The 20179-nt window shown below is 73.9% G+C and carries 20 protein-coding genes; 10 read left to right on the forward strand and 10 right to left on the reverse strand.

The genetic code is table 11. From position 1 onward, the window contains the following. Positions 1 to 111: 111 nt before the first annotated feature. Entirely contained in the window at positions 112 to 399 is a 288-nt protein-coding gene (locus ACF073_RS40600; RefSeq protein WP_392076577.1) for a DUF1905 domain-containing protein, read from the reverse strand. A gap of 139 nt (positions 400 to 538) precedes the next feature. Between ACF073_RS40600 and ACF073_RS40605 the strand changes: the two genes are divergently transcribed. Together ACF073_RS40605 and ACF073_RS40610 are read left to right on the forward strand one after the other, a co-directional pair. Further along, on the forward strand, positions 539 to 2056 hold the full coding sequence (locus tag ACF073_RS40605) for a metallophosphoesterase family protein (protein ID WP_392076578.1): 1518 nt from the start codon (positions 539 to 541) through the stop codon (positions 2054 to 2056). A gap of 67 nt (positions 2057 to 2123) precedes the next feature. Beyond that, positions 2124 to 3161 (forward strand): LLM class flavin-dependent oxidoreductase, encoded by a 1038-nt coding sequence (locus ACF073_RS40610; protein WP_392076579.1) that lies wholly within the window; start codon positions 2124 to 2126, stop codon positions 3159 to 3161. A gap of 1 nt (position 3162) precedes the next feature. Here ACF073_RS40610 and ACF073_RS40615 read toward each other — a convergent pair whose 3' ends face one another. The 3 genes from ACF073_RS40615 to ACF073_RS40625 all read right to left on the reverse strand — a co-directional run bounded on the left by ACF073_RS40615 (position 3163) and on the right by ACF073_RS40625 (position 5622). Further along, entirely contained in the window at positions 3163 to 4137 is a 975-nt protein-coding gene (locus ACF073_RS40615; protein ID WP_392076580.1) for a TauD/TfdA dioxygenase family protein, read from the reverse strand. A 175-nt stretch (positions 4138 to 4312) separates the two neighbouring features. Next, a complete protein-coding gene (locus tag ACF073_RS40620; RefSeq protein WP_392076581.1) occupies positions 4313 to 4597 on the reverse strand; it encodes a hypothetical protein in 285 nt (94 codons plus the stop codon). A gap of 155 nt (positions 4598 to 4752) precedes the next feature. Continuing rightward, positions 4753 to 5622 carry a helix-turn-helix domain-containing protein gene (locus ACF073_RS40625; protein ID WP_392076582.1) on the reverse strand — a complete coding sequence of 290 codons (870 nt, stop codon included), beginning with the start codon at positions 5620 to 5622 and terminating at the stop codon, positions 4753 to 4755. Between the two features lie 150 nt (positions 5623 to 5772). Between ACF073_RS40625 and ACF073_RS40630 the strand changes: the two genes are divergently transcribed. After that, complete coding sequence (locus tag ACF073_RS40630) at positions 5773 to 6636, forward strand: oxidoreductase (RefSeq protein WP_392076583.1); 864 nt, start codon at positions 5773 to 5775, stop codon at positions 6634 to 6636. Positions 6637 to 6696: 60 nt separating this feature from the next. Further along, entirely contained in the window at positions 6697 to 7305 is a 609-nt protein-coding gene (locus tag ACF073_RS40635) for a DNA polymerase ligase N-terminal domain-containing protein (RefSeq protein WP_392076584.1), read from the forward strand. A gap of 54 nt (positions 7306 to 7359) precedes the next feature. Here ACF073_RS40635 and ACF073_RS40640 read toward each other — a convergent pair whose 3' ends face one another. From ACF073_RS40640 to ACF073_RS40655, 4 genes are all read right to left on the reverse strand, one after another. Next, positions 7360 to 9690 (reverse strand): SpoIIE family protein phosphatase, encoded by a 2331-nt coding sequence (locus tag ACF073_RS40640; RefSeq protein ID WP_392076585.1) that lies wholly within the window; start codon positions 9688 to 9690, stop codon positions 7360 to 7362. Between the two features lie 54 nt (positions 9691 to 9744). Next, entirely contained in the window at positions 9745 to 10212 is a 468-nt protein-coding gene (locus ACF073_RS40645; RefSeq protein WP_392076586.1) for a peroxiredoxin, read from the reverse strand. Then, positions 10209 to 10589, reverse strand: coding sequence for a DoxX family protein (locus ACF073_RS40650; RefSeq protein ID WP_392076587.1), 381 nt, complete (start codon positions 10587 to 10589; stop codon positions 10209 to 10211). The genes ACF073_RS40645 and ACF073_RS40650 overlap by 4 nt, the downstream gene beginning before the upstream one ends. 116 nt (positions 10590 to 10705) lie before the next feature. After that, a complete protein-coding gene (locus ACF073_RS40655; protein WP_392076588.1) occupies positions 10706 to 11563 on the reverse strand; it encodes a LysR family transcriptional regulator in 858 nt (285 codons plus the stop codon). A gap of 68 nt (positions 11564 to 11631) precedes the next feature. On the opposite strand from ACF073_RS40655, the gene ACF073_RS40660 reads away from it, so the two are divergent. The 3 genes from ACF073_RS40660 to ACF073_RS40670 all read left to right on the forward strand — a co-directional run bounded on the left by ACF073_RS40660 (position 11632) and on the right by ACF073_RS40670 (position 14791). Continuing rightward, entirely contained in the window at positions 11632 to 12540 is a 909-nt protein-coding gene (locus ACF073_RS40660; RefSeq protein WP_392076589.1) for a DMT family transporter, read from the forward strand. Positions 12541 to 12678: 138 nt separating this feature from the next. Continuing rightward, positions 12679 to 13437, forward strand: coding sequence for an IclR family transcriptional regulator (locus tag ACF073_RS40665; protein WP_392076590.1), 759 nt, complete (start codon positions 12679 to 12681; stop codon positions 13435 to 13437). Positions 13438 to 13537: 100 nt separating this feature from the next. Next, on the forward strand, positions 13538 to 14791 hold the full coding sequence (locus tag ACF073_RS40670) for a PP2C family protein-serine/threonine phosphatase (RefSeq protein WP_392076591.1): 1254 nt from the start codon (positions 13538 to 13540) through the stop codon (positions 14789 to 14791). On the opposite strand, the gene ACF073_RS40675 is transcribed toward ACF073_RS40670, so the two are convergent. Beyond that, positions 14731 to 15156, reverse strand: a complete 426-nt coding sequence (locus ACF073_RS40675) for an ATP-binding protein (RefSeq protein ID WP_392076592.1) — start codon at positions 15154 to 15156, stop codon at positions 14731 to 14733. The genes ACF073_RS40670 and ACF073_RS40675 overlap by 61 nt on opposite strands. 186 nt (positions 15157 to 15342) lie before the next feature. On the opposite strand from ACF073_RS40675, the gene ACF073_RS40680 reads away from it, so the two are divergent. The 3 genes from ACF073_RS40680 to ACF073_RS40690 all read left to right on the forward strand — a co-directional run bounded on the left by ACF073_RS40680 (position 15343) and on the right by ACF073_RS40690 (position 19437). Then, complete coding sequence (locus ACF073_RS40680; RefSeq protein WP_392076593.1) at positions 15343 to 16110, forward strand: IclR family transcriptional regulator; 768 nt, start codon at positions 15343 to 15345, stop codon at positions 16108 to 16110. 42 nt (positions 16111 to 16152) lie between these two features. Then, positions 16153 to 17667: a glycerol kinase GlpK gene (glpK, locus tag ACF073_RS40685; RefSeq protein WP_392076594.1), complete on the forward strand. Its 1515-nt coding sequence runs from the start codon at positions 16153 to 16155 to the stop codon at positions 17665 to 17667. 189 nt (positions 17668 to 17856) lie between these two features. Continuing rightward, on the forward strand, positions 17857 to 19437 hold the full coding sequence (locus ACF073_RS40690; protein ID WP_392076595.1) for a hypothetical protein: 1581 nt from the start codon (positions 17857 to 17859) through the stop codon (positions 19435 to 19437). A 62-nt stretch (positions 19438 to 19499) separates the two neighbouring features. Here the strand turns inward: ACF073_RS40690 and ACF073_RS40695 are convergent, their stop codons facing one another. Beyond that, positions 19500 to 19811 (reverse strand): hypothetical protein, encoded by a 312-nt coding sequence (locus ACF073_RS40695; RefSeq protein ID WP_392076596.1) that lies wholly within the window; start codon positions 19809 to 19811, stop codon positions 19500 to 19502. Positions 19812 to 20179 lie beyond the last annotated feature (368 nt).

Consider the following 20179-nt stretch of genomic DNA (forward strand, 5'->3'; position numbering starts at 1 on the left):
AACGGCCGGACGAACTCCCACTCGGCATCCGACAGTTCATGACGACGTATCACGCCACCATGATCCACCAGGCAAGATCATTTGAAGACACTGCCCAGCACGCGGTCCCGCTCACAGCCGCACGGTCAGTTCCACGGCCACCTCGTCGCCCGTCGCGAGCCCCGCCGGGGTGCGCACGGCGCTCTTCAGCGGCAGCAGGTAGACGCCCTCCTTCGGGAAGAGCGACGTGCTGAAGGCGGTCCCGCCGATCCGTGCCTGAACGGGGATGGCGCCCCAGCCGTAGGTGGCCAGGGCGGCCACCTCCCGGATGTCGGCGGACTCCTGGTCGGGCACGGCGACGAAGTAGTACGGCGAGGGTCCCCGCCACTCGATGACCTGGCCGGCGAAGGAGAGTTCCACGCGGTGAGTTCCGTTCGGGAAGGAGGGCGGGGGCAGGCCGGTCAGCGTAGCGGCCCGGCGGAACGCGCCGGGCGCCGGGGGGCGTTGGGCGCGGACCCGGCCTGCCGCCCCTGGCCGGCGCGTTGTTACCGTGCCTCGGGTGTCTGACTCATCACGCGATACCGCGCAGGGCGCCGGCTGGGGCGCGGCCGAACCGGGCAGCTACCGGCGGCTGATGCCGGGCCATGTCGAGAAGCTGTCCTGGCTGAGCCCCCGGACCCTGTGGGCCGCCCGCAACGGCGTACTGGCGTCCTGGTTCGGCGATCCGACGGGCCGTACCCGCGGCCGCTGGGTGGCCCGGCGGGCGGCGGCGGGGGCGCCCGCCGACAAGGTGATCCGGCGCGAGGTGCCGGAACGGTTCTCCTTCATGGTCATCGGGGACACCGGCGAGGGGGACGACTCCCAGTACGCCGTGGTGCCGGGTTTCCTGAAGGCGGGCCGGGACACCGACTTCGCGGTGATCGCCAGCGATGTCATCTACCCCGTCGGCAGCGCCGACGACTACGGCGGCAAGTTCTTCACGCCGTACCAGGACTATCCCGCGCCGATCTATGCGATACCGGGCAACCACGACTGGTACGAGGATCTCGGCGCCTTCATGCGCGTCTTCTGCGCCGACACCCCGCCGCTCGACCCTGAACCCCGCCCCCGCCCGCTCACCCGCGCCTGGTGGCGCTCCCTGCTCTGGCACCGGCCGCGACCGGCCGACGAGCAACGGCTCGCCGAGGCGCGGGCGTTGCGGTCGGCACCGGCCCAGCAGGCCGTCCAGCCGGGTCCGTACTGGGCGATCGACGCGGGTCCGGTGCGCATCGTCGGCATCGACACCGGCCTGCTGGGCACGGTCGACGCCGAACAGGGCGCCTGGCTGCGGGAGGTGTCCGCGGGACCCAGGCCGAAGATCCTCGTCACCGGATCGCCGCTGTACGTCGACGGCGAGCACCACCCGTGCCCGATCGAGGGCGGCGGCACGGTGGACGACATCGTCCGTGCCCCGGAGCACCACTACGTGGCCGCGATCGGCGGTGACATCCACAACTACCAGCGGTATCCGGTGACGGTGGACGGGCGCACCGTCCAGTACGTGGTGGCGGGCGGCGGCGGGGCGTTCATGCACGCCACGCACACCATCCCGCGGGTGTCGGTCGGCGGCGTCGGCGAGCGCGAGTTCCGCTGCTATCCGCTGCGCGGCGACTCGCTCGCGTTCTACAGCCGGCTGTACGGCCGCAGGCTCCGGCTGCCCCGCTTCTTCGGTCTGACCGAGGGGGAGGCGACGGCGGTGATCGCCGAACGGCTCGGCATCGAGCCGGGCCGCGCGCCCGGCCCCGAGGCCCGGGTCACCCGGCGCACCCGGCTGGTCGCGGGCCTGCTCGGGGCCGGCCGGCGGCCCGAGCGCCGCGCCCGGTTCCGGCTGCCCGTACGGAAGGTCTACACCCAGCTGTTCTCGCCGTCCTCGGCCACCTACAGCCCGCCGTTCTTCAAGTGCTTCCTGCGGCTCGACGTCGGTCCGGACGCGGTCCGGCTGCGCTGCTTCGCCGCGACCGGCAACCGGGCGCAGGAAGTCGACCCGCCGGTCGAGGACGAGGTCGTCATCCCGCTGACCGCGACCCGGCCGAACTGATCACACGGTTGTCACACTCGCCTGCCAGAATCGGGGCAGAGCCGACGTACGACCGCTGGAGGAGCCCGTGCCGTCCACCCCCCGCCCCCTGCGCAAGCTGGGCTTCCTCACCATCGGCCTGTTCGACGGGGCGGACCCGGGCCGGGGGCACGAGACCACGCTGGAGATCATCGAGCTGGGCGAGCGGCTCGGCTTCGACACCGCCTGGGTCCGCCACCGGCATCTGCAGTACGGCATCTCGTCCCCGGTCGCCGTGCTGGCCGCGGCCTCGCAGCGGACCCGCCGGATCGAGCTGGGCACCGCGGTGACACCGCTCGGCTGGGAGAACCCGCTGCGGCTCGCCGAGGACCTGGCGACCGTCGACGTGCTCTCCGGCGGCCGGCTGAACCCGGGCGTCAGCGTCGGTCCGCCGATGCACTTCGCCCAGGTCAAGGACGCGCTCTACCCGGACACGGCCGACACGGAGGAGTTCGGGTACGAGCGGGTGCGGCGGCTGCTCGACCTGGTGCGCGGCAAGCCCGCCAGCGACTTCAGCGGGGTGGAGGGCTTCGAGGTCTTCTCCGACATCGTCCAGCCGCACTCCCCCGGGCTCGGTCGGCGGATGTGGTACGGCGGCGGCAGCCTCGGGTCGGCGCGCTGGGCGGGCGAGCACGCCATGAACTTCCTCACCAGCAGCGTCGTCAAGGCGGAGGGCGCCGAAGACACCGACGGGCAGCCGGACTTCGCCGCGATCCAGCTGTCCCACATCCGGGAGTTCCGGGCCCATCACCCCGACGGCGAGGCCGCCCGCGTCTCCCAGGGGCTCGTGGTGATCCCCACCGACTCCGCGAGCCCCGCACAGCGCGCCAAGTACGCGGAGTACGCGGCGAAGCGGCTGCCCCGTACGGCCGCCCCGCAGGGACCGGCGCGGCTGCTGTTCGCGCCGGACCTGGTCGGCACCTCGGCCGAGCTGGCCGAACGGCTGCACGCGCACGCCGCGTTCCGGGAGACCGACGAGGTCGCGTTCGCGCTGCCGTTCGCCTTCGAGCACGAGGACTATGTGCAGATCCTGACGGACATGGCGACGAAGCTGGGCCCGGCGCTGGGGTGGCGGCCGGCCGGGTGAGTCACCACCGGCCCGCCTCGGTGCCGATGAGCGGTTCCGACGGCCGCCCGTCCACGCCCCTCGGCACGTCGCCCTTGAGCATCACCCGGTGCATGATCCGCGGGGAGTCCAGCTGCGTGTGGTCGCTGGGGGCGAGATGGATGGTGGCCCGGTTGTCCCAGAAGGCGACGCTGCCGGGCTCCCAGCGGAAGCGGACGGTGTACTCGGGCCGCACCGCCTGCTCCACCAGCATCTCCAGCAGCGCCGCGCTCTCCGGCCGGGAGAGGTCCACGATCTGCTCCAGGTAGTAGCCGTTGACGAACAGCACCCGCTCCCCGGTCTCCGGGTGCACCCGGACCAGCGGGTGGACGGCGGCGACCTGATGGTCCAGCAGATGGCGGACGTACCCGTCGTCGCCGGGCCGGGGCAGATAGCCGACGCCGAGCCGGTGTTCGGCGCGCAGTCCGTCCACGAAGGCGCGGACCGGGGCGGAGAGTCCGGCGTAGGCGGCGGCCAGGTTGGCCCAGGTGGTGTCGCCGCCGTAGGGCGGGACGGCCTCGGCGCGCAGGATGGTCGCGGCGGGCGGGTCGATGCGGGCGCCGTAGTCGCAGTGCCAGCCGCGCAGCAGGGTGGGCCGGCGCCGGTGCAGCCACTCGTCGCGGTCCATGCCGTACCGGCCGGCCAGTTCGAGGCGGTCGGCGGTGGTCTCGATCTCGGGGACGCCGGGCGGCGAGTGGGGTCCGCGGCGCGGGAGGACGACCGGCTCGCCGAAGCGGCGCGCGAAGGCGAGGTGGGCGGCGTGGTCCAGCCGCTGGCCCCGGAAGAACACCACCTTCCAGCGCAGCACCGCGTCCCTGATCAGCGCGACCACCCGGTCGCTGAGCGGCCCGGCGAGGTCGACGCCGTCGATCTCGGCGCCGATGTGCCCGGCGACCGGCCGTACCACCGCGTCCTCGGCGCGCTCGGTCCCGTCCGCGGTCGCCCTGTCCGTCGTCATGCGCCCTCCGGTGCTCGTCCGTCTCGGTTGCCGGGAAGAGCCTGGCACTCCCGGCCCCCGACGGCGAGCGCGGGCCGCACCCGTACGACGATCTCCGCCATCGGACTCGCCACCGGGCGCGCGCGGGCTCCGGACGGCCGCGTGCGCCCGGTGGCCGGATCCTCGCGATGCGCGCTCAGGGGCAGATGAAGACGCGGTTGCCCGGCGGGACGAGGTCGTTCGGGCCGCCGTTGAACCAGTTGGCGTTGTCGTAGAGCAGCTTGTAGACGTCGATCCCGAACCGCGCGGAGTACTGGGCGAAGGTGTCCCCGGACCGCGAGATCAGCCAGCTGCAGGCCGCCGGGTGCGCGGTGCTGCGGGGGGCCTGGTCCGCGAAGGCTCCGGAGGCCGCCCCGGTCAGCGCGCTGAGCGCGATGCCTGCGGCCACACCGGCGGACATGAGGGCACGGCGAGTGTGCACAGCTCTCTCCTGGAACTCGACGTCATGGTCTCGATCACGCTGGCACGGCGCGCGGATCCCGGCACAGGCGACAACGAGCCACCTTGCCCCCCCCAGGGGGGCGACTGCCGTGCCACGAACGGCTGGAGGGCCGCCGGACCGCGCGGACGGAGCGGCTAGGGCTCCTCTTCGACGTGCTCGCGCTTCTGCGGGCCGGTGCCGGGCCGGGGTGCGGTGAGACTGCCCAGGATGTCGAGGAGTTCGGCGCTGCGGCTGCCGGGCTCGGCGTGGAAGACGACCAGGGTGAGTCCGTCGGTGCCGTCCACGGACAGCTTGTCCGAGTGGAGGTCGAGGTCGCCGACCTGGGGATGGCTGAGACGGCTCACCCGGCCGCGCCGGGGCCGGACCTCGTGGCGGGCCCACAGGGTGCGGAAGCGTTCGCTGCGCAGGGAGAGTTCGCCGACCAGGTCGCGCAGCCGGGGGTCGTCCGGGTCCGTACCGGCCTCGGACCGCAGGGCGGCCACGCCCTCCGCGGTGAGGTCGGCCCAGTCCCGGCGCAGTGCCTGCTCGGCGGGGTCGAGGAGGACGGCCCGCAGCAGGTTGACGCCGGGCGCGTAGTTCGGGGTGAGCGCCGTGGCGAGGGCGTTGGCGGCCAGGCAGTCGGTGCAGCGGTTCTGGATGTAGGCGGGGGTGCGCGGCCAGCCGCCGATGAGCTGGAGGAGGCTCGCCGGGACCTGCCGCGTGCGGCGTCCGGTCCTGGCCCCGGCGGCCCGCTCCTGGGCGAGTCCGACGAGGTGGCCGGTGGCGTCGCCGTCCAGCCGCAGCACCCGGGCCAGCGCCTCCAGCACCTGCACCGAGGGGTTGCGGTCGCGGCCCTGTTCGAGCCGCAGGTAGTAGTCGGAGCTGATGCCGGCCAGCATCGCCACCTCCTCGCGGCGCAGCCCCGGCACCCGGCGCAGGCCGCCGCCGGGCAGCCCCACGTCCTCGGGCCGTACCAGCGCCCGGCGGGCGCGCAGAAACTCACCGAGCGCGTTCGATCCGTCCACGCCACCACCGTACGGCCGGGCGGCGGGCGGTGACTGGCCCTGTCACTCCCAGGATCACGGGGGTACTGCCGTGTCCGGCGGTCCGGACGCACGGTGGAGACAGAGGCCGCCGGGAGGGACCGGCGGCCGGCACATTCTGCGAGGTACGACATGACTGCACAGCTCGGCGGCACCGTGACCCCGGCGGCGGGCCTGACCCTGACCCGCGTCGGCTACGGCGCCATGCAGCTGGCCGGACCGCATGTCTTCGGCCCGCCGCGGGACCGGGACCGGGCGGTCGCGGTGCTGCGCGCGGTGGCGGAGGCGGGCATCACGCACATCGACACGGCCGACTTCTACGGCCCCGTCGTCGTCAACGAGATCATCAAGGAGGCCCTGTACCCCTACCCGGACGATCTGCGCCTCGTCACCAAGGTCGGGGCCCGGCGGGGTGCCGACGGCAGCTGGATCATGTCGCGGCATCCCGAGGACCTGAAGGCGCAGGTGTACGACAACCTGCGGAACCTCGGCGTGGACGCCCTGGACGTGGTCAATCTTCGGCTCGGCGACATGGACACGCCGAACGAGGACTCCGTCGCCGACCAGTTCGGCGCCCTGGCCGAGCTGCGGGAGCGGGGGCTGGTCCGGCATCTCGGGCTGAGCGCCGCGTCCGCCGCCCAGCTGGACGAGGCGCGGGCGATCGCGCCCGTGGTGACCGTGCAGAACCTGTACAACCTGGCGAACCGGCAGGACGAGGCGCTGCTGGCGCGTACGGCGGCGGAGGGCATCGCCTTCGTGCCGTACTTCCCGCTCGGCGGGTTCACCCCCTTCCAGTCCGAGACGCTCGCGAAGGTCGCCGCCCGGCTGGAGGCCACGCCGCAGCAGGTGGCGCTGGCCTGGCTGCTGCACCGGTCACCGAACATCGTGCTCATCCCCGGCACCTCCTCCCCCGCGCATCTGCGGGAGAACATCACCGCCGGGAGCCTGGTGCTGCCGCAGGACGCGCTGGCCGAGCTGGACGGCATCGGGCGCTGAACGGCCGTTCCGGGGTACTCGGGGGCGCGTGAGGCGGACGTACGGAAGGAGCCGCAGGTGATGGCCGAGGACCGGCTGCGGACGTACCGCGGCAAGCGCGACTTCGAGCGGACCCGGGAACCGTCGGGGCGGGCGGCCCCCGGCGGGGGCGAGGAGCCCCGTTTCGTGGTGCAGATCCATGACGCGCGCCGGATGCACTTCGACTTCCGGCTCCAGGTCGCCGACGTCCTGAGGTCCTGGTCCGTGCCCAAGGGCCCGTCCACCGACCCGGGCGACAAGCGGCTGGCGGTGCCGACCGAGGACCACCCGCTGGAGTACGAGGACTTCGAGGGCGTCATCCCGAAGGGCGAGTACGGCGGTGGCACGGTGATCGTGTGGGACCGCGGGACGTACGAGCCGCTCAGCCACGACCGCCGGGGGCGCCCGGTGGACTTCGCGGAGTCCCTGGAGCGCGGGCACGCCACCTTCCGGCTGCACGGCGCCAAGCTGCACGGCGAGTACGCCCTCACCCGGTTCCGGGACACCGTGGACGGTGAGGAGGCCTGGCTGCTGGTGCGCAAGGGGGCGGCGCGGTCGGACGGGCACGGCACCCCCGATCCCCGGCGGGCCCGCTCGGTGCGCACCGGGCGCACGCTGGCCCAGGTCGCGGAGGGCGGCGGCGCTCGGTGACCGGACGGGCTCCGGTCCGGGTCCGGGCCCGGCCGCCGCGCGGTCTGCCCGGATTCAGGCGTCGGGCAGCGGCTGTTCGGCCCAGATGGTCTTGCCCGCCGCGGTCTGCCTGCTGCCCCAGCGCTGGGTGAGCTGGGCGACGAGCAGCAGTCCCCGGCCGCCCTCGTCGTAGGCGTGTGCCCGGCGCAGGTGCGGGGAGGTGGAACTGGCGTCGGAGACCTCGCAGATGAGGGCGCGGTCGCGGATCAGACGCAGCTGGACGGGCGGTTCGCCGTAGCGGATGGCGTTGGTGACGAGTTCGCTGACGACGAGTTCGGTGACGAAGGCGGCCTCCGCCAGACCCCAGGCGCTCAGCTGCTCGGTGGCCGCCTGCCGGAAGACCGCGACCTGGGCCGGGTCGGGCGGGACGTCCCAGGTGGCGACCCGGTCGGCGCCGAGGGCCCGGGTTCGGGCGAGGAGCAGGGCGACGTCGTCCCAGGGCTGGTCGGGCAGGACGGCCTTCAGGACGTTGTCGCAGCGGGCTTCGAGGGTGTCGGCAGGTGCGTCGAGGGCCCGGAGCAGTTCGGCGGCGGCGCCGTCCGGGTCGCGCTCGCGGTGGTCGATCAGGCCGTCCGTGAAGAGGGCGACGACCGAGCCCTCGGGCAGTTCCCGTTCCGTGGCCTCGAAGGGCAGGCCGCCGACGCCGAGCGGCGGCCCGGCGGCCATGTCGAGGAACTCCGCGGTGCCGCCGGGCAGGATGAGGGCGAGCGGCGGGTGGCCCGCGGAGGCCAGGGCGAGGTGGCGGGAGATGGGGTTGTAGACCGCGTACAGACAGGTCGCGCCGAGTTCGGCTACGTCCTCGCCGCTGTCGTCGCCGGCGAGGTGGGTGACCAGGTCATCGAGGTGGGTGAGGAGTTCGTCGGGGGGCAGGTCGACATCGGCGAGGGTGCGGACCGCCGTGCGCAGCCGGCCCATGGTGGCCGAGGACTGGATGCCGTGGCCGACGACGTCACCCACGACCAGGGCGACCCGGCCGCCGGAGAGCGGGATGACGTCGAACCAGTCGCCGCCGACTCCGGCCAGCGACCCGGACGGCAGATAGCGGTGGGCGATCTCGACGGCCGCCTGTCCGGGCAGGCCGCGCGGGAGCAGGCTGTGCTGGAGGGCGAGGGCGGTGTCGCGCTCGCGGGCGAAGCGGCGGGCGTTGTCGATGCAGACGGCGGCGCGGCTGGCGAGTTCCTCGGCGAAGACGGCGTCATCGGGACCGTAGGCGTCGGGGTGGATCATGCGCACGCAGACGGCGACGCCCAGGGTGGTGCCGCGGGCCCGCAGCGGCACCGCGAGCATGGAGTGGACGCCCTCCCGGAGGGAGCGGCCCTCTGGCCCGCGTGCGTTGCGCTCGGCGAGCCACCGGACGAAGTCCGGCTCGCCGGCCTGGCTGAGCACCGCGCGGCCCTCGTGCAGCGCCCGGGCGGTCGGGGAGCTGGGCCGGTAGACGTCGGTCTCGCCGATGTGCAGGGCCGCGTCGGGGCTGCCGGCGAGGGCGGAGCCGTGGGCGACGCGGCGCAGGGCGGCCTCTCCGTCCGGGATCGCCGGGGGCTCGTCCGCGCCGAGCACCCAGTCGAGCAGGTCGATGCTGGCGAAGTCGGCGTACTGCGGGATGAGCAGCTCGATCATCTCCTCGGCGGTGCCCACCACGTCCAGGGTGGTGCCGATCCGGGTCGCCGCCTCGTTCAGCAGGGCGAGGCGGCGCCGGGACCAGTACTGCTCGCTGCTGTCGAACGCGGCGAGCGCGACCGCGGTCGGTACTCCCGCGCTGTCGCGCAGCGGCCACATCTCGATGCTCCAGGCGTGTTCCCAGTGCAGGGCGGGGGCGTCGGCGAAGCTCTCGTAGCGGACCGGAAGGCCGGTGTCGGCGACCTGGCGCAGATGGTCGAGGAAGCCCCGGTTCGGCTCGTCGTCCCGCACGGTGTCCGGGAAGGACCGGCCGAGCAACTCCTCCTCGGGCAGGCCCATCACCTCGCCGGCGACGTCGTTGACGCGCAGGTAGCGCTGCCGGAGGTCGAAGACCGACATGGACATGGACGCCTGGTCGAAGGCCTGGGCGGCCAGGGCGGTTCCGTCGGGCGGGGCGGTGACGACGAATCCGGCGGGCTGTCCGTCGGCGCCGGCCAGCGGGCAGGCGGTGAGGGGCACGTCGACGCGGTGGCCGTCTCGGTGGCGCAGGGCGACCGTGCCGGTCCGGGCGGCGAGGAGGTCACCGGGGACCTCCTCGGCCAGCAGGTCCGCCGCCGGCCGGCCCACCACCTCGGCGGCCGGGTGTCCGGTGAGCTGTCGCGCGCCCTCGCTCCACCCGGTCACCCGGCCCAGCGCGTCGAGGACCGCCATGGCGGCGACATGCTTCATATGCCCAAGGATGTTCCGAATGGTCCGGCGCATCAAGCGGCGGACCGGGCCGGCTCAGCCCCGGTGGGCGCGCAGGGCGGCGAGGGCCCGGTCGGCGTGGGCGTTCATGCGCAGTTCGCTGCGGACGATCTCCAGGACGGTACGGTCCTGGGCGATCACGAAGGTGGCGCGCTTGGTCGGGGCGAGGGAGAAGCCGCGCTTGACGCCGAACCGCGCACGGACCGTGCCGTCGGGGTCGGAGAGCAGCGGCATGCCGAGGCGGTGCCGCCCGGCGAACTCGAGCTGCTTGTCGACGGTGTCCCCGCTGATCCCGACGGGACGGGCGCCGACGGCGGCGAACTCGGCGGCGAGATCACGGAAGTGGCAGGCCTCGGAGGTGCAGCCGGGGCTGAGGGCGGCGGGGTAGAAGAACAGGACGGCCGGGCCGTCGGCCAGCAGGTCGGTGAGCCGGCGGGTGGTGCCGGTCTCGTCGGGCAGGGCGAAGTCCTCGGCCCGGTCGCCGACGGCGAGGGTCTCGGTCACGACCGTCCCTCCCCGCCCCGGGCCACGCCGCGCGCCCACAGCACCAGGGGCAGCTGGAGGGGCAGCCGGGCCAGCGCAGCCGCCTTGAGCGGTGCCGGGCGGTGGCGCCAGTCCGCGGCCATCTTGACGTTCGCCGGGAACACGCCGACGAAGAAGGCGGTCGTCGCCTTCGCTGCCACGGCGCGCGTCCGGGGCGCCACGAGGCCGGCCGCCAGCGCCAGCTCGACGGCCCCGCTGGCGTACGTCCAGGTCCTGGGCGAGCCGGGCAGCACCTTGGGGATGGTCGCGTCGAACTGCCGCGGGGAGGCGAAATGGGCGACCCCGGCCGCCGCCAGCAGGCCGGCGAGCAGCAGGGGTGAGCGTTCGGACCGGGACACGGTTCCTCCTCTGATGATGTGCCGCGGATATTACTGGACGGTAGAGAACGGCGTGTTCCGTTCGCCCGGGCCCGCGGGCAGGGCCCGTCCGTCCGGGCGGCGGACCTCACCCGACCTCACCCGGTCCGGTACAGCTCGGTGATCAGTTCGAGCACCGCCTGGAGCGCCGGATGCGGGTCGTCACGCCACCAGGCGAGCCGTACGGCGACGGGTTCGGCGTCGCGCACCGGCCGGTAGACGACGCCGGGCCGCGGGTACTGGTTGGCGGTCGACTCGGCGGTCACCCCGATACCGCGTCCGGCGGCGATGACGGTCAGCCAGTCGTCGACGTCGTTCGTCTCCTCGGTGTCCGGACGGGCGTCCGGCGGCCACAGCTCGGGGGTGGCCGTGCCGGTGCGCCGGTCCACGAACAGGATCCGGTCGGCGAGGTCGGCGAGCCGCACGGAACGGCGCGCGGCGAGCGGGTCGTCGGCGGCGAGCGCGCACAGCCTGCGCTCCAGTCCGACGATGGCCGCCTCGAAGCGCCGGTCCGCCAGCGGTCTGCGGACGACGGCGAGGTCGCAGGCGCCCTCGGCGAGCCCGGCGGACGGCGAGTTGACGCGGACCAGATGCAGCTCGGTCTCGTGTCGGGCCGCGCTCCAGCGCCGCTGGAGGGCGACCGTGTGCCGGCCGAGGGCCGACCAGGCGTAGCCGACGCGCAGCCGGGTGTGCCCCGAGGCCGCCTCCCGGACCAGGTCGGACACGTCCGCGAGCACCCGCCGGGCCTGGGCGACCACCCGCGCCCCGGTCGCGGTGGGGGTCACGGCACGGGAGGTGCGCCTGAGGAGCCGTACACCGAGGGCGCGTTCGAGGGAGGCGAGGCCGCGCGAGACGGCGGCCTGGGAGACACCGAGGGCGATCGCCGCGTCCGTGAAGGTGCCCTCGTCGACGATGGCCACGAGACAGCGCAGCTGGCGCAGATCCAGGTCGTGCATACGATCAGCGTATAGATCGACTGACGGATGCATTATGCGCAAGTGCCCGGCGGGCGCACGATCCCCGCATGCGACGCGCTCTTCCACACCCGCGCCCGGCCGGTGCCGTGACCGCCGCCGGGCCCCCGCGCTCCTCCCGGCGCGGGTCCCCCCGGCTCACCGGGGCGGCCGCCATGGCCGGCAGCGGGCTGTCCAACCAGACCGGCGCCGCCGTCGGCGCACTGGCCTTCCCCGTGCTGGGCCCGCTCGGCGTGGTGGCGGTACGGCAGTACGTCGCCGCGCTGGTGCTCCTCGCCGTCGCCCGCCCCCGGCTGCGCGGCTTCACCTGGCCGCAGTGGTGGCCGGTGCTCCTGCTCGGCGGGGTGTTCGGCGCGATGAATCTCAGCCTGTACAGCGCCGTCGACCGGATCGGTCTGGGGCTCGCCGTCACCCTGGAGTTCCTGGGGCCGCTCACCATCGCGCTGGCCGGGTCCCGGCGCCGGCTGGACGCCGGGTGCGCGGCGCTGGCCGGGGCCGGGGTCGTCGTCCTGATGCGCCCCCGCCCGTCGGCGGACTACACCGGGATGGCGCTCGGCCTGGTCGCCGCGTGCTGCTGGGCGTCGTACATCCTGCTGAACCGTGTCGTCGGGCGGCGCGTCCCCGGCGTGCAGGGTGCGGCGGCGGCCTCGGCCGTGTCCGCGCTGGCCTTCCTGCCCGTCGGCTTCGCGGTCGCGGCGTCCCGTCCGCCCACGGCCGGGGCCGTGCTGTGCGCCGTGGCGGCCGGTGTGCTGTCCTCGGCCGTGCCGTACCTGGCCGACCTGCTGACGCTGCGCCATGTGCCGGCGCGGACGTTCGGCCTGTTCATGAGCGTCAACCCGGTCCTGGCGGCCGTGGTCGGGTGGGTGGTCCTCGGCCAGGGTCTCGGCGCGGCGGAGTGGGCGGGCGTCGGCGCGGTGGTGGCGGCGAACGCGGTGGGCATCGCGGGCGCGGAGCGGTGAGGGCGGGTGGGGAGACACCTGGTGCCGGTGGCGCGACCGGCACGCGGCGCCCTGGTGCCGGTGCCCCGCCCCGCGCACACCCCCCTCCCGGTCCGGTCCGGCCTTGCCGGGGCCGGGTGCCCGGAGCAACCTGGTCCTATGGGCGTTCAGGACGGCCCCACGCTCATCACGTCCGTGCAGCGGGCCCTGCGGCTGCTGGAGGCGGTGAGCGCGCACGGGAACGGCGCACCGGCGAAGCAGCTGGCGCGGGAGACCGAGCTGCCCCTGGCCACCGCCTACCACCTGCTGCGCACCCTGGTGCACGACGGCTACATACGGAAACTGGACGACGGCGGCTTCATCCTGGGCGACCGGCTCAGCAGCCTGCAGGCGGCGAGCCGCGCCCAGACGCTGCTCAGCCGGGTGCGCCCGGCGCTCGCCGCCCTGCGCGACGAGCTGGCCGGCGCCGCCTACCTCACGTTCTACGAGGACGGCGAGATCAGGGTCGCCGAGATCGTCGACGGTCCCCGTGCGCCACGGGTGGATCTCTGGGTGGGGTTCGAGGACGCCGGGCACGCCACGGCGCTGGGCAAGTCCGTGCTGCGCGAGCTGACCGAGGAGGGCCGCCGCGAGTATCTCTCCCGGCACCACCTCCCCGACCTCACGCCGCGGACGATCACCAGTGTCCCGGAGCTGCTCCGCAGGCTCGACGCGCCGCCGCTGGCACCGGCGATCACGGACCTGGAGGAGTACGCGCTCGGTACCGTGTGCGTGGCCGTGCCCGTCTACTGCTGCGACACGCTCGGCTCACTCGGCGTCTCCCTTCCGGTGGACCGGCAGGACCGCCTGGAGGAGGTCCGGACCCGGCTCCTCCCGGTCGCGAGCCGGGTGACCAGGAGTCTCTCGCTCACTATCTGAAAATCCGCGCCTTGTGGTACCCCTCACCCAGCCCGTTTCCTGGATGTTCCGGACATTTCACCGTGTTACCCCCCGGACAGGCGAGGACTGCGGACGAGATATGAGCCAGCCCCCACACGACGGCGTCGCCCACCCCCCGATACCGCCCTTCACGAAGCGGGCGGCCGCGACCCTGGCGTCAGCCCTGGGGTCGGTCCGGCGGCACGCCACCGGGCACGTGGCCGCGGGCACACCCGCGCTGCCGGTGCTGGTCGTCGCCATCGTCGTCCTCGTGGACGCCGCCGGCGGGGCGGGCATCATCTGGCTGCCGCTGCTGGCGGCCGGACCGGCGCTCGCGGCCACCACCAACGAGCCGCGCGGCGTGCTCCTCGCCGGACTCCTCGCCGGCGCGACGGCCACGGCGCTGGGCGTGGGGCACGGCGTGCCGGCACGCGAGCTGGCGGCGGTGCTGTGCGCGTTGTCGGCCGTGACCGCGGCGAGCATCCTGGCCAGCGCGCTGCGCGGCCGCCGCGAGCGGGTCCTCGCGGACGTGCGCTCGGTCGCCGAGGCCGCCCAGCAGGCACTGCTCCAGCCCGTCCCGGAGACCGTCGGCCCCTTCCAGGTGGCCGTCCGCTACAGCGCGGCGGCGGCGGAGGCCCGGATAGGCGGCGACCTCTACGCCCTGGTGTCCACCCCGCACGGGGTCAGGCTGATCGTCGGTGACGTGCGCGGCAAGGGACTGCCGGCCGTGGGGACCGCCGCGCTGGTGCTCGGTGTGTTCCGGGAGGCCGCCTACGACGAGGCCGATCTGCTCGCGGTCGTCGACCGGATCGAGCGGAGCCTGGCGCGCAATCTCGGACCGGACGACTTCGTCACCGCCGTGGTCGCCGGCCACTCCACGCCGGGACATCTGGACATCGTCAACTGCGGGCACGCTCCCCCGCTGCTGATCTCCGCATCCGGGACGGTCCGGGCGGTGGAGCCGCTCCGGCCGGCTCCGCCCCTCGGGCTGCGCGCCCTCACCGGCCAGACTCCGAGCCTCCAGCGGCTGCCCCTGGCGCCGGCGGACCAGCTGCTGCTGTACACCGACGGTGTCATCGAGGCGCGCGATCACACGCGCGCGTTCTACTCACTGACGGAAGGCGTGGCCCGGCATGTGTCGGACGACCCGGCCCGCACGCTGACCGCGCTCCATGCCGAGCTGCTGGCGCATGTGGGCGGCCGGCTGCACGACGACGCCGCCCTGCTCCTGCTCCGCAGGACCGAGGCCGACGACGAGCCGGCCTCCGTGCCGTCCGGGTCCGCGGTCACGGCTCAGACCGCCACGAGTTCGGCCCAGCGGGTCACCCCGCCGGTGTGCAGCCGTATGCCGTGACAGGTCGCCAGGGCGTGGACGATCGCCTCGCCCCGGCCGTGCTCGTCCGGATCGATCCCGATGAGGGAGTCGCCCGCCGTGAGCGCGGCCCCCATGTCGGTCACGTCGATCCGCAAGGTGCCACCGCCCTCGCGCCGTACCCACGACAGCCGCAGCTCGGCCGGCGGCCGGGCGTGCACGATCGCGTTGGTGACCAGCTCCGACACCACGAGCAGCGTGTCCTCGACGATCTCCGGACACACGCTCCAGTCGGCGAGGACCGCCGCCACCCGCCGGCGTACGGCGGAGACCGCGCCGGCGACGGGCGGAATGGGACACACGTGTTCGCATGCCACCCGAAGCAGCGTGTTGAGCTGTGCCACCATGTTCTCTCCCGATGGTCCGTACGGCCGGTCCGGCACCGCGCTTCGGCGCATTCCGGCTCCAGAGCAAGCTATGGAGACAAACCGGGCGGGTCAATGAACGTCGGTCGGCATTACCGAACGCCGCCGCTGCCGCAGGCTGCGATCGCCCGCGAAGCGAAGCGTCCGCCGCGGTAATAGGCTCGGCTCATGGCCGGACCGGTCCAGTCGATCGAACGGGCGGCGGCGATTCTGCGGCTGCTCGCGGGCGGGCCCCGCCGACTCGGGCTCGGCGAGGTGGCGGCCTCGCTCGGACTGGCGAAGGGCACCGCGCACGGCATTCTGCGCACGCTCCAGCACGTGGACTTCGTGGAGCAGGACGCGGCGACCGGGAAATACCAGCTCGGAGCGGCACTGCTGCATCTCGGCACGAGCTATCTGGACGTAAACGAGCTGCGCTCGCGCTCGCTGAACTGGGCCGACGCCCTGGCCGCCCGCAGCGGGGAGTCGGTGCGCCTGGGCACCCCCCTGGAGGGCCAGGTCCTCATCGTCCACCATGTGTTCCGGCCCGACGACACCTTCCAGACCCTGGACGTGGGCTCGCTGCTGCCGCTGCACGCCTCCTCGCTCGGCAAGGTGCTGCTGGCCTACGGGACCGCGACCGTCGAGCCGGCCAGGGAGCCGGGTCTCGAGGCGTACACCCGGCACACCCTGGTCGACCCCGAGCGGCTCGCCCGGGCGCTCGCCGCGGTCAGGGAGGTCGGCTGGGCCGCCGAGGTCCAGGAGATGAGCATGGGCGAGGCCGGGCTCGCCGCGCCGATCAGGGGGCACGGCGGCCTCGTCGTGGGCGCCATCGGCCTGTCCGGTCCCGTCGAGCGGATCTGCGACAGCCAGGGCCATCCCCGCCCCGGGCTGATCAGCCTGATCCGCGAAGCCGCCCGGGCGATCTCCAGAGACCTGGGAGCCGCGCGCTGGTAGGCCAGGACAGCCGTCCCCCTCCGTCGGAAGGCAGACCCGATCATGGCTGAACGGTATGTGATGTCCGTCGACCAGGGCACCAACTCGACCCGGTGCATCCTGTTCGACCATCGCGGCCGGCTGGTCTCGGTCGCCCAGAAGGAGCACCAGCAGCATTTCCCGCGGCCCGGCTGGGTCGAGCACGACGCCGTCGAGATCTGGCAGAACCTGCGGCGCGTCGTCCCCGAGGCGCTGTCCGCCGCCGGTGTCGGCAACGAGCAGGTCGCGGCCATCGGCGTGGCCAACCAGCGCGAGACGACGGTGCTCTGGGACCGGCGGACCGGCACCCCGCTGGGCCGGGCGATCGTCTGGCAGGACACCCGCACGGCGCCGCTCGTCGAGGAGCTGGGACAGCGCCCGGGAGAGGCGTTCTTCCTGGACCGGTGCGGGCTGCCGCCCTCGACCTACTTCTCGGCGCTGCGCATCCGCTGGCTCTTCGACCACGTCAAGGGGGTCGAGCAGCGCGCCAGGGACGGCGAGGTGCTGTTCGGGACGATGGAGAGCTGGCTGATCTGGAATCTCACCGGCGGCCCCGACAACGGTCTGCACATCACCGACGCCACCAACGCCAGCCGCACCATGCTGATGAACATCCGCACGCTCACCTGGGACGAGGAGCTGCTGGCCTTCTTCGGGGTGCCCCGCTCGATGCTGCCCGAGATCAGGTCGTCCGCCGAGCTGTACGGGGAGGCCCGCTCGCTGCTGCCGGGAGTCTCCCTCACGGCCGCCCTCGGCGATCAGCAGGCCGCCCTGTTCGGCCAGACCTGCTTCTCCCCGGGCGAGGCCAAGTGCACCTACGGCACGGGCAGCTTTCTGCTGCTCAACACGGGCGGCGATCTGGTGCGGTCCCGGCACGGCCTGCTCACGACCGTCGCCTACAAGATCGGCGACCAGCGGCCGGTCTACGCCCTTGAGGGGTCGATCGCCGTCACCGGCGCACTGGTCCAGTGGTTCCGCGACCGCCTGGGCATGATCAGCAGCGCCCCGGAGATCGAGACCCTCGCGCGGACGGTCGAGGACAACGGCGGCTGCTACATCGTCCCCGCCTTCTCCGGTCTCTTCGCGCCCCGCTGGCGCAGCGACGCGCGCGGGATCATCGTCGGCCTCACCTCGTACATCACCAAGGGGCACCTGGCCCGTGCCGTCCTGGAGGCCACCGGGTGGCAGACCCGGGAGGTGGTCGACGCCATGAACGCCGACTCCTCGGTCTCCCTCCAGCAGCTCAAGGTGGACGGGGGCATGACCTCGAACAACCTGCTCATGCAGTTCGTGGCCGATGTGCTCGACGTGCCCGTGGTGCGGCCCATGGTCGCCGAGACGGTCTCGCTGGGCGCCGCCTACGCCGCCGGGCTCGCCGCCGGCTACTGGCCCGACCTGGAGGTGCTGCGCCGCAACTGGCACCGGGCCGCCCAGTGGCTGCCCGACATGGACCCGGAGCTGCGCGAGGCGGAGTACGACGACTGGCAGCGGGCCGTCGAGCGGTCCCTCGGCTGGGTGAGGCCGCCGCGATCCTCCTGACCGGTTCCCGGACCGGGACCGGTCGCCGTCCCTCCGCCGGTTGCCTCACCGAGACCGGGCGCCGTCCCCCGCCGGTTCCCCCGGTCATTGCGGGATCATGAACAATCCTCACCTTTCCATGGACTCCTCGGCGGCCCGCTCCTATGGTCGCGGCGGCGCGACCCCGTCGTACGCATCCCTAGGAGCCGCATGTCCCGCAGGACGCTCAGCCGTACTCTGGCCGTCGCCCTGGCCCTGGCCGCCGCTACGGCCGTCGCCGGTCCCGTACCCGCAGGGGCCGACCCGATCCCCAAGGCGCCCGGCCACCGTCTGGTCGACGGCTACACCGGCGCCCCGGCCGCCGCGCGACCGCTGCCCGGCACGCCCCCGCCGCAGCACCCCTTCCTCGCGCCGAACGGCCGGTCCGGGATGCACGCGGACGGCTGGGGCAGCGCGACCTACCCGTGGTCCGGTCCGCTCGGCGACCGCCCGCGGGCCGACAGCGAGCAGATGGCGGCGCTGGGCGGGGAGTGCGCCACCGTGACCTTCGACCGGGCGGGGCGGATCGTCACCGTGTGCGGGACGTTCACCGGGTTCCTGGTCAAGCTGCTCGACCCGCACAGCCTCGCCACCCTGGCCGAGTACAAGCTGCCGCAGCGCCCGTCCACGGTCGAGGCGATCACCCGGCTGGACTTCTCCCGGATCTTCAAGGACACGTCCGGCGGCGCGTACTCGTATCTCGACGACCAGGACCGCCTGGTGCTCGCCGACTCCCGGCAGCACATCGTCCGGCTCGCGCACCGGCAGAAGCCGGACGGCGGCTGGGAGTTCACCGTCACCGACGACTGGGACCTGACAGGACAGGTCCCCCACGACTGCGTGACCTGGACCAATCTGCACCCCACCGGCACCTGCGATCCCGTCACCTCCGTCATGCCGGACTGGCGGGGCCGGATCTGGTGGGTCACCCGGCAGGGCCGGATCGGCACCGTCGACCCGGACACCGGGACCATCCGCTCCGTCCGACTGGCCGGCGAGGAGATCCAGAACTCCTTCTCCGTCGCCGCCGACGGGGTGTCGATCGTCTCGGACCACGCGCTGTACGAGTTCACCGCCGCGGCGGACGGCACCCCCGAAGCGGTGTGGCGGCAGACCTACGACCGGGGCACCGGCACCAAGCCCGGCTCGGTCAACCAGGGGTCGGGCACCACCCCGGACATCTTCGGCGACGGCGGCCGGTACGTCGCGATCACCGACAACGCCGACGACCGGATGCACGTCCTCGTGTACCGGCGCGGCGCGGACGTCCCCGCCGACCGGCGGCTGGTGTGCGAGATCCCGGTCTTCGGCCCCGGGGCCTCCACCACGGACAACTCCCTGATCAGCTGGGGCGACAGCCTCGTGGTCGAGAACAACTACGGCTACGAGAACATCACCTCGCTCACCTTCGGGCGCAGTATCGCCGGCGGGGTCACCCGGATCGACGTCCGCCCGGACGGCAGCGGCTGCGACACCGTGTGGGAGAGCGCCGAACGCTCCCCGTCCGTCGTGCCGAAGCTGTCCGCCGGCAACGGCCTCGTCTACCTCTACACCAAGGACCCGAACGCTCTCGGCATCGACGCCTGGTACCTGACCGCCGTCGACTTCCGTACCGGCCGCACCCGCTGGAAGCAGCTCGTCGGCACCGGTATCGGATACGACAACAACTGGGCACCGATCACGCTGGGACCGGACGGCACGGACTATGTCGGTGTGTTCAACGGTCTGGCCGCCGTGCGCGACGCCGGCTGATCCCGCGGCGGCACCGGCTTCCCGGGCGGGGCCGGTGCCGCCCCGGCCGGGGCGTTCACGCGTCAGCGGCGGGTGCCGACCGGTGCCCGCCGCAGGCCGACGATCGCGTCGGCGAGATCCGGGGCGACCTCGCTCCGGGCGGCGCGCGTCGCCGCGGCGGCCTCGGCGAGGGCGCGTTCCCGTTCGGCGCAGGTGTGCGGGGTCAGCACGCGGGGGTCGACTGCCTGGTCCGCCCGGTCGCCGAGCACTTGGCCATCCTGGTCGAGGAGTCCCTCGTCGCACCGGCGCTGCGGGAGGCGGTCGACGCACCGAACCGCACCCTCCCGGAGCTGCCGCCCGAGGTGCGCGCCGAACGCGGCCAGAGGGTCCCGCACCGGCACGAGGGCCCCGCCCCCCACCGCCACCCCGGCGGGCCGGCCCCGGCGACCACGAGGCCCGTACGGGTCGCCGGACCGGTCGCCCGAGCAGGCGCGAACACCCTGCCCGGGCCACTCGCCCTCCCGCACCCGCTACCCCCACGGCACCCAGGCCCCGGCAGCCACGACAGCCGAGCCGCCCGCCGGACGGATGGCCCGAGTCGGCACGGGCGTACGCCCTGCTGGGGCCCCTCCGCCCCACCGGCACGGCCTCCCGCACCCGACCGGGCGGGGGCCGTGCGGTCGGGCCCGTTCAGGGGAACCCTGGGCGTGCGACGCGTGCGGGCGCCGTGGCCGGTCGAGACCTTCTGCCGTGACCGCCGCAC

The sequence above is a fragment of the Streptomyces sp. NPDC015171 genome, assembly GCF_043079545.1.
Lineage (GTDB): Bacteria > Actinomycetota > Actinomycetes > Streptomycetales > Streptomycetaceae > Streptomyces.

Bases quoted from the DNA above. Each gene is read 5' to 3' on its own strand.
- ACF073_RS40615 (WP_392076580.1), bottom strand. From the start codon at position 4,137: ATGACGACGGACAGGGCGACCGCGGACGGGACCGAGCGCGCCGAGGAC.
- ACF073_RS40630 (WP_392076583.1), top strand. From the start codon at position 5,773: ATGACTGCACAGCTCGGCGGCACCGTGACCCCGGCGGCGGGCCTGACC.
- ACF073_RS40635 (WP_392076584.1), top strand. From the start codon at position 6,697: ATGGCCGAGGACCGGCTGCGGACGTACCGCGGCAAGCGCGACTTCGAG.
- ACF073_RS40640 (WP_392076585.1), bottom strand. From the start codon at position 9,690: ATGAAGCATGTCGCCGCCATGGCGGTCCTCGACGCGCTGGGCCGGGTG.
- ACF073_RS40655 (WP_392076588.1), bottom strand. From the start codon at position 11,563: ATGCACGACCTGGATCTGCGCCAGCTGCGCTGTCTCGTGGCCATCGTC.
- ACF073_RS40660 (WP_392076589.1), top strand. From the start codon at position 11,632: ATGCGACGCGCTCTTCCACACCCGCGCCCGGCCGGTGCCGTGACCGCC.
- ACF073_RS40665 (WP_392076590.1), top strand. From the start codon at position 12,679: ATGGGCGTTCAGGACGGCCCCACGCTCATCACGTCCGTGCAGCGGGCC.
- ACF073_RS40670 (WP_392076591.1), top strand. From the start codon at position 13,538: ATGAGCCAGCCCCCACACGACGGCGTCGCCCACCCCCCGATACCGCCC.
- ACF073_RS40675 (WP_392076592.1), bottom strand. From the start codon at position 15,156: ATGGTGGCACAGCTCAACACGCTGCTTCGGGTGGCATGCGAACACGTG.
- ACF073_RS40680 (WP_392076593.1), top strand. From the start codon at position 15,343: ATGGCCGGACCGGTCCAGTCGATCGAACGGGCGGCGGCGATTCTGCGG.
- glpK (WP_392076594.1), top strand. From the start codon at position 16,153: ATGGCTGAACGGTATGTGATGTCCGTCGACCAGGGCACCAACTCGACC.
- ACF073_RS40690 (WP_392076595.1), top strand. From the start codon at position 17,857: ATGTCCCGCAGGACGCTCAGCCGTACTCTGGCCGTCGCCCTGGCCCTG.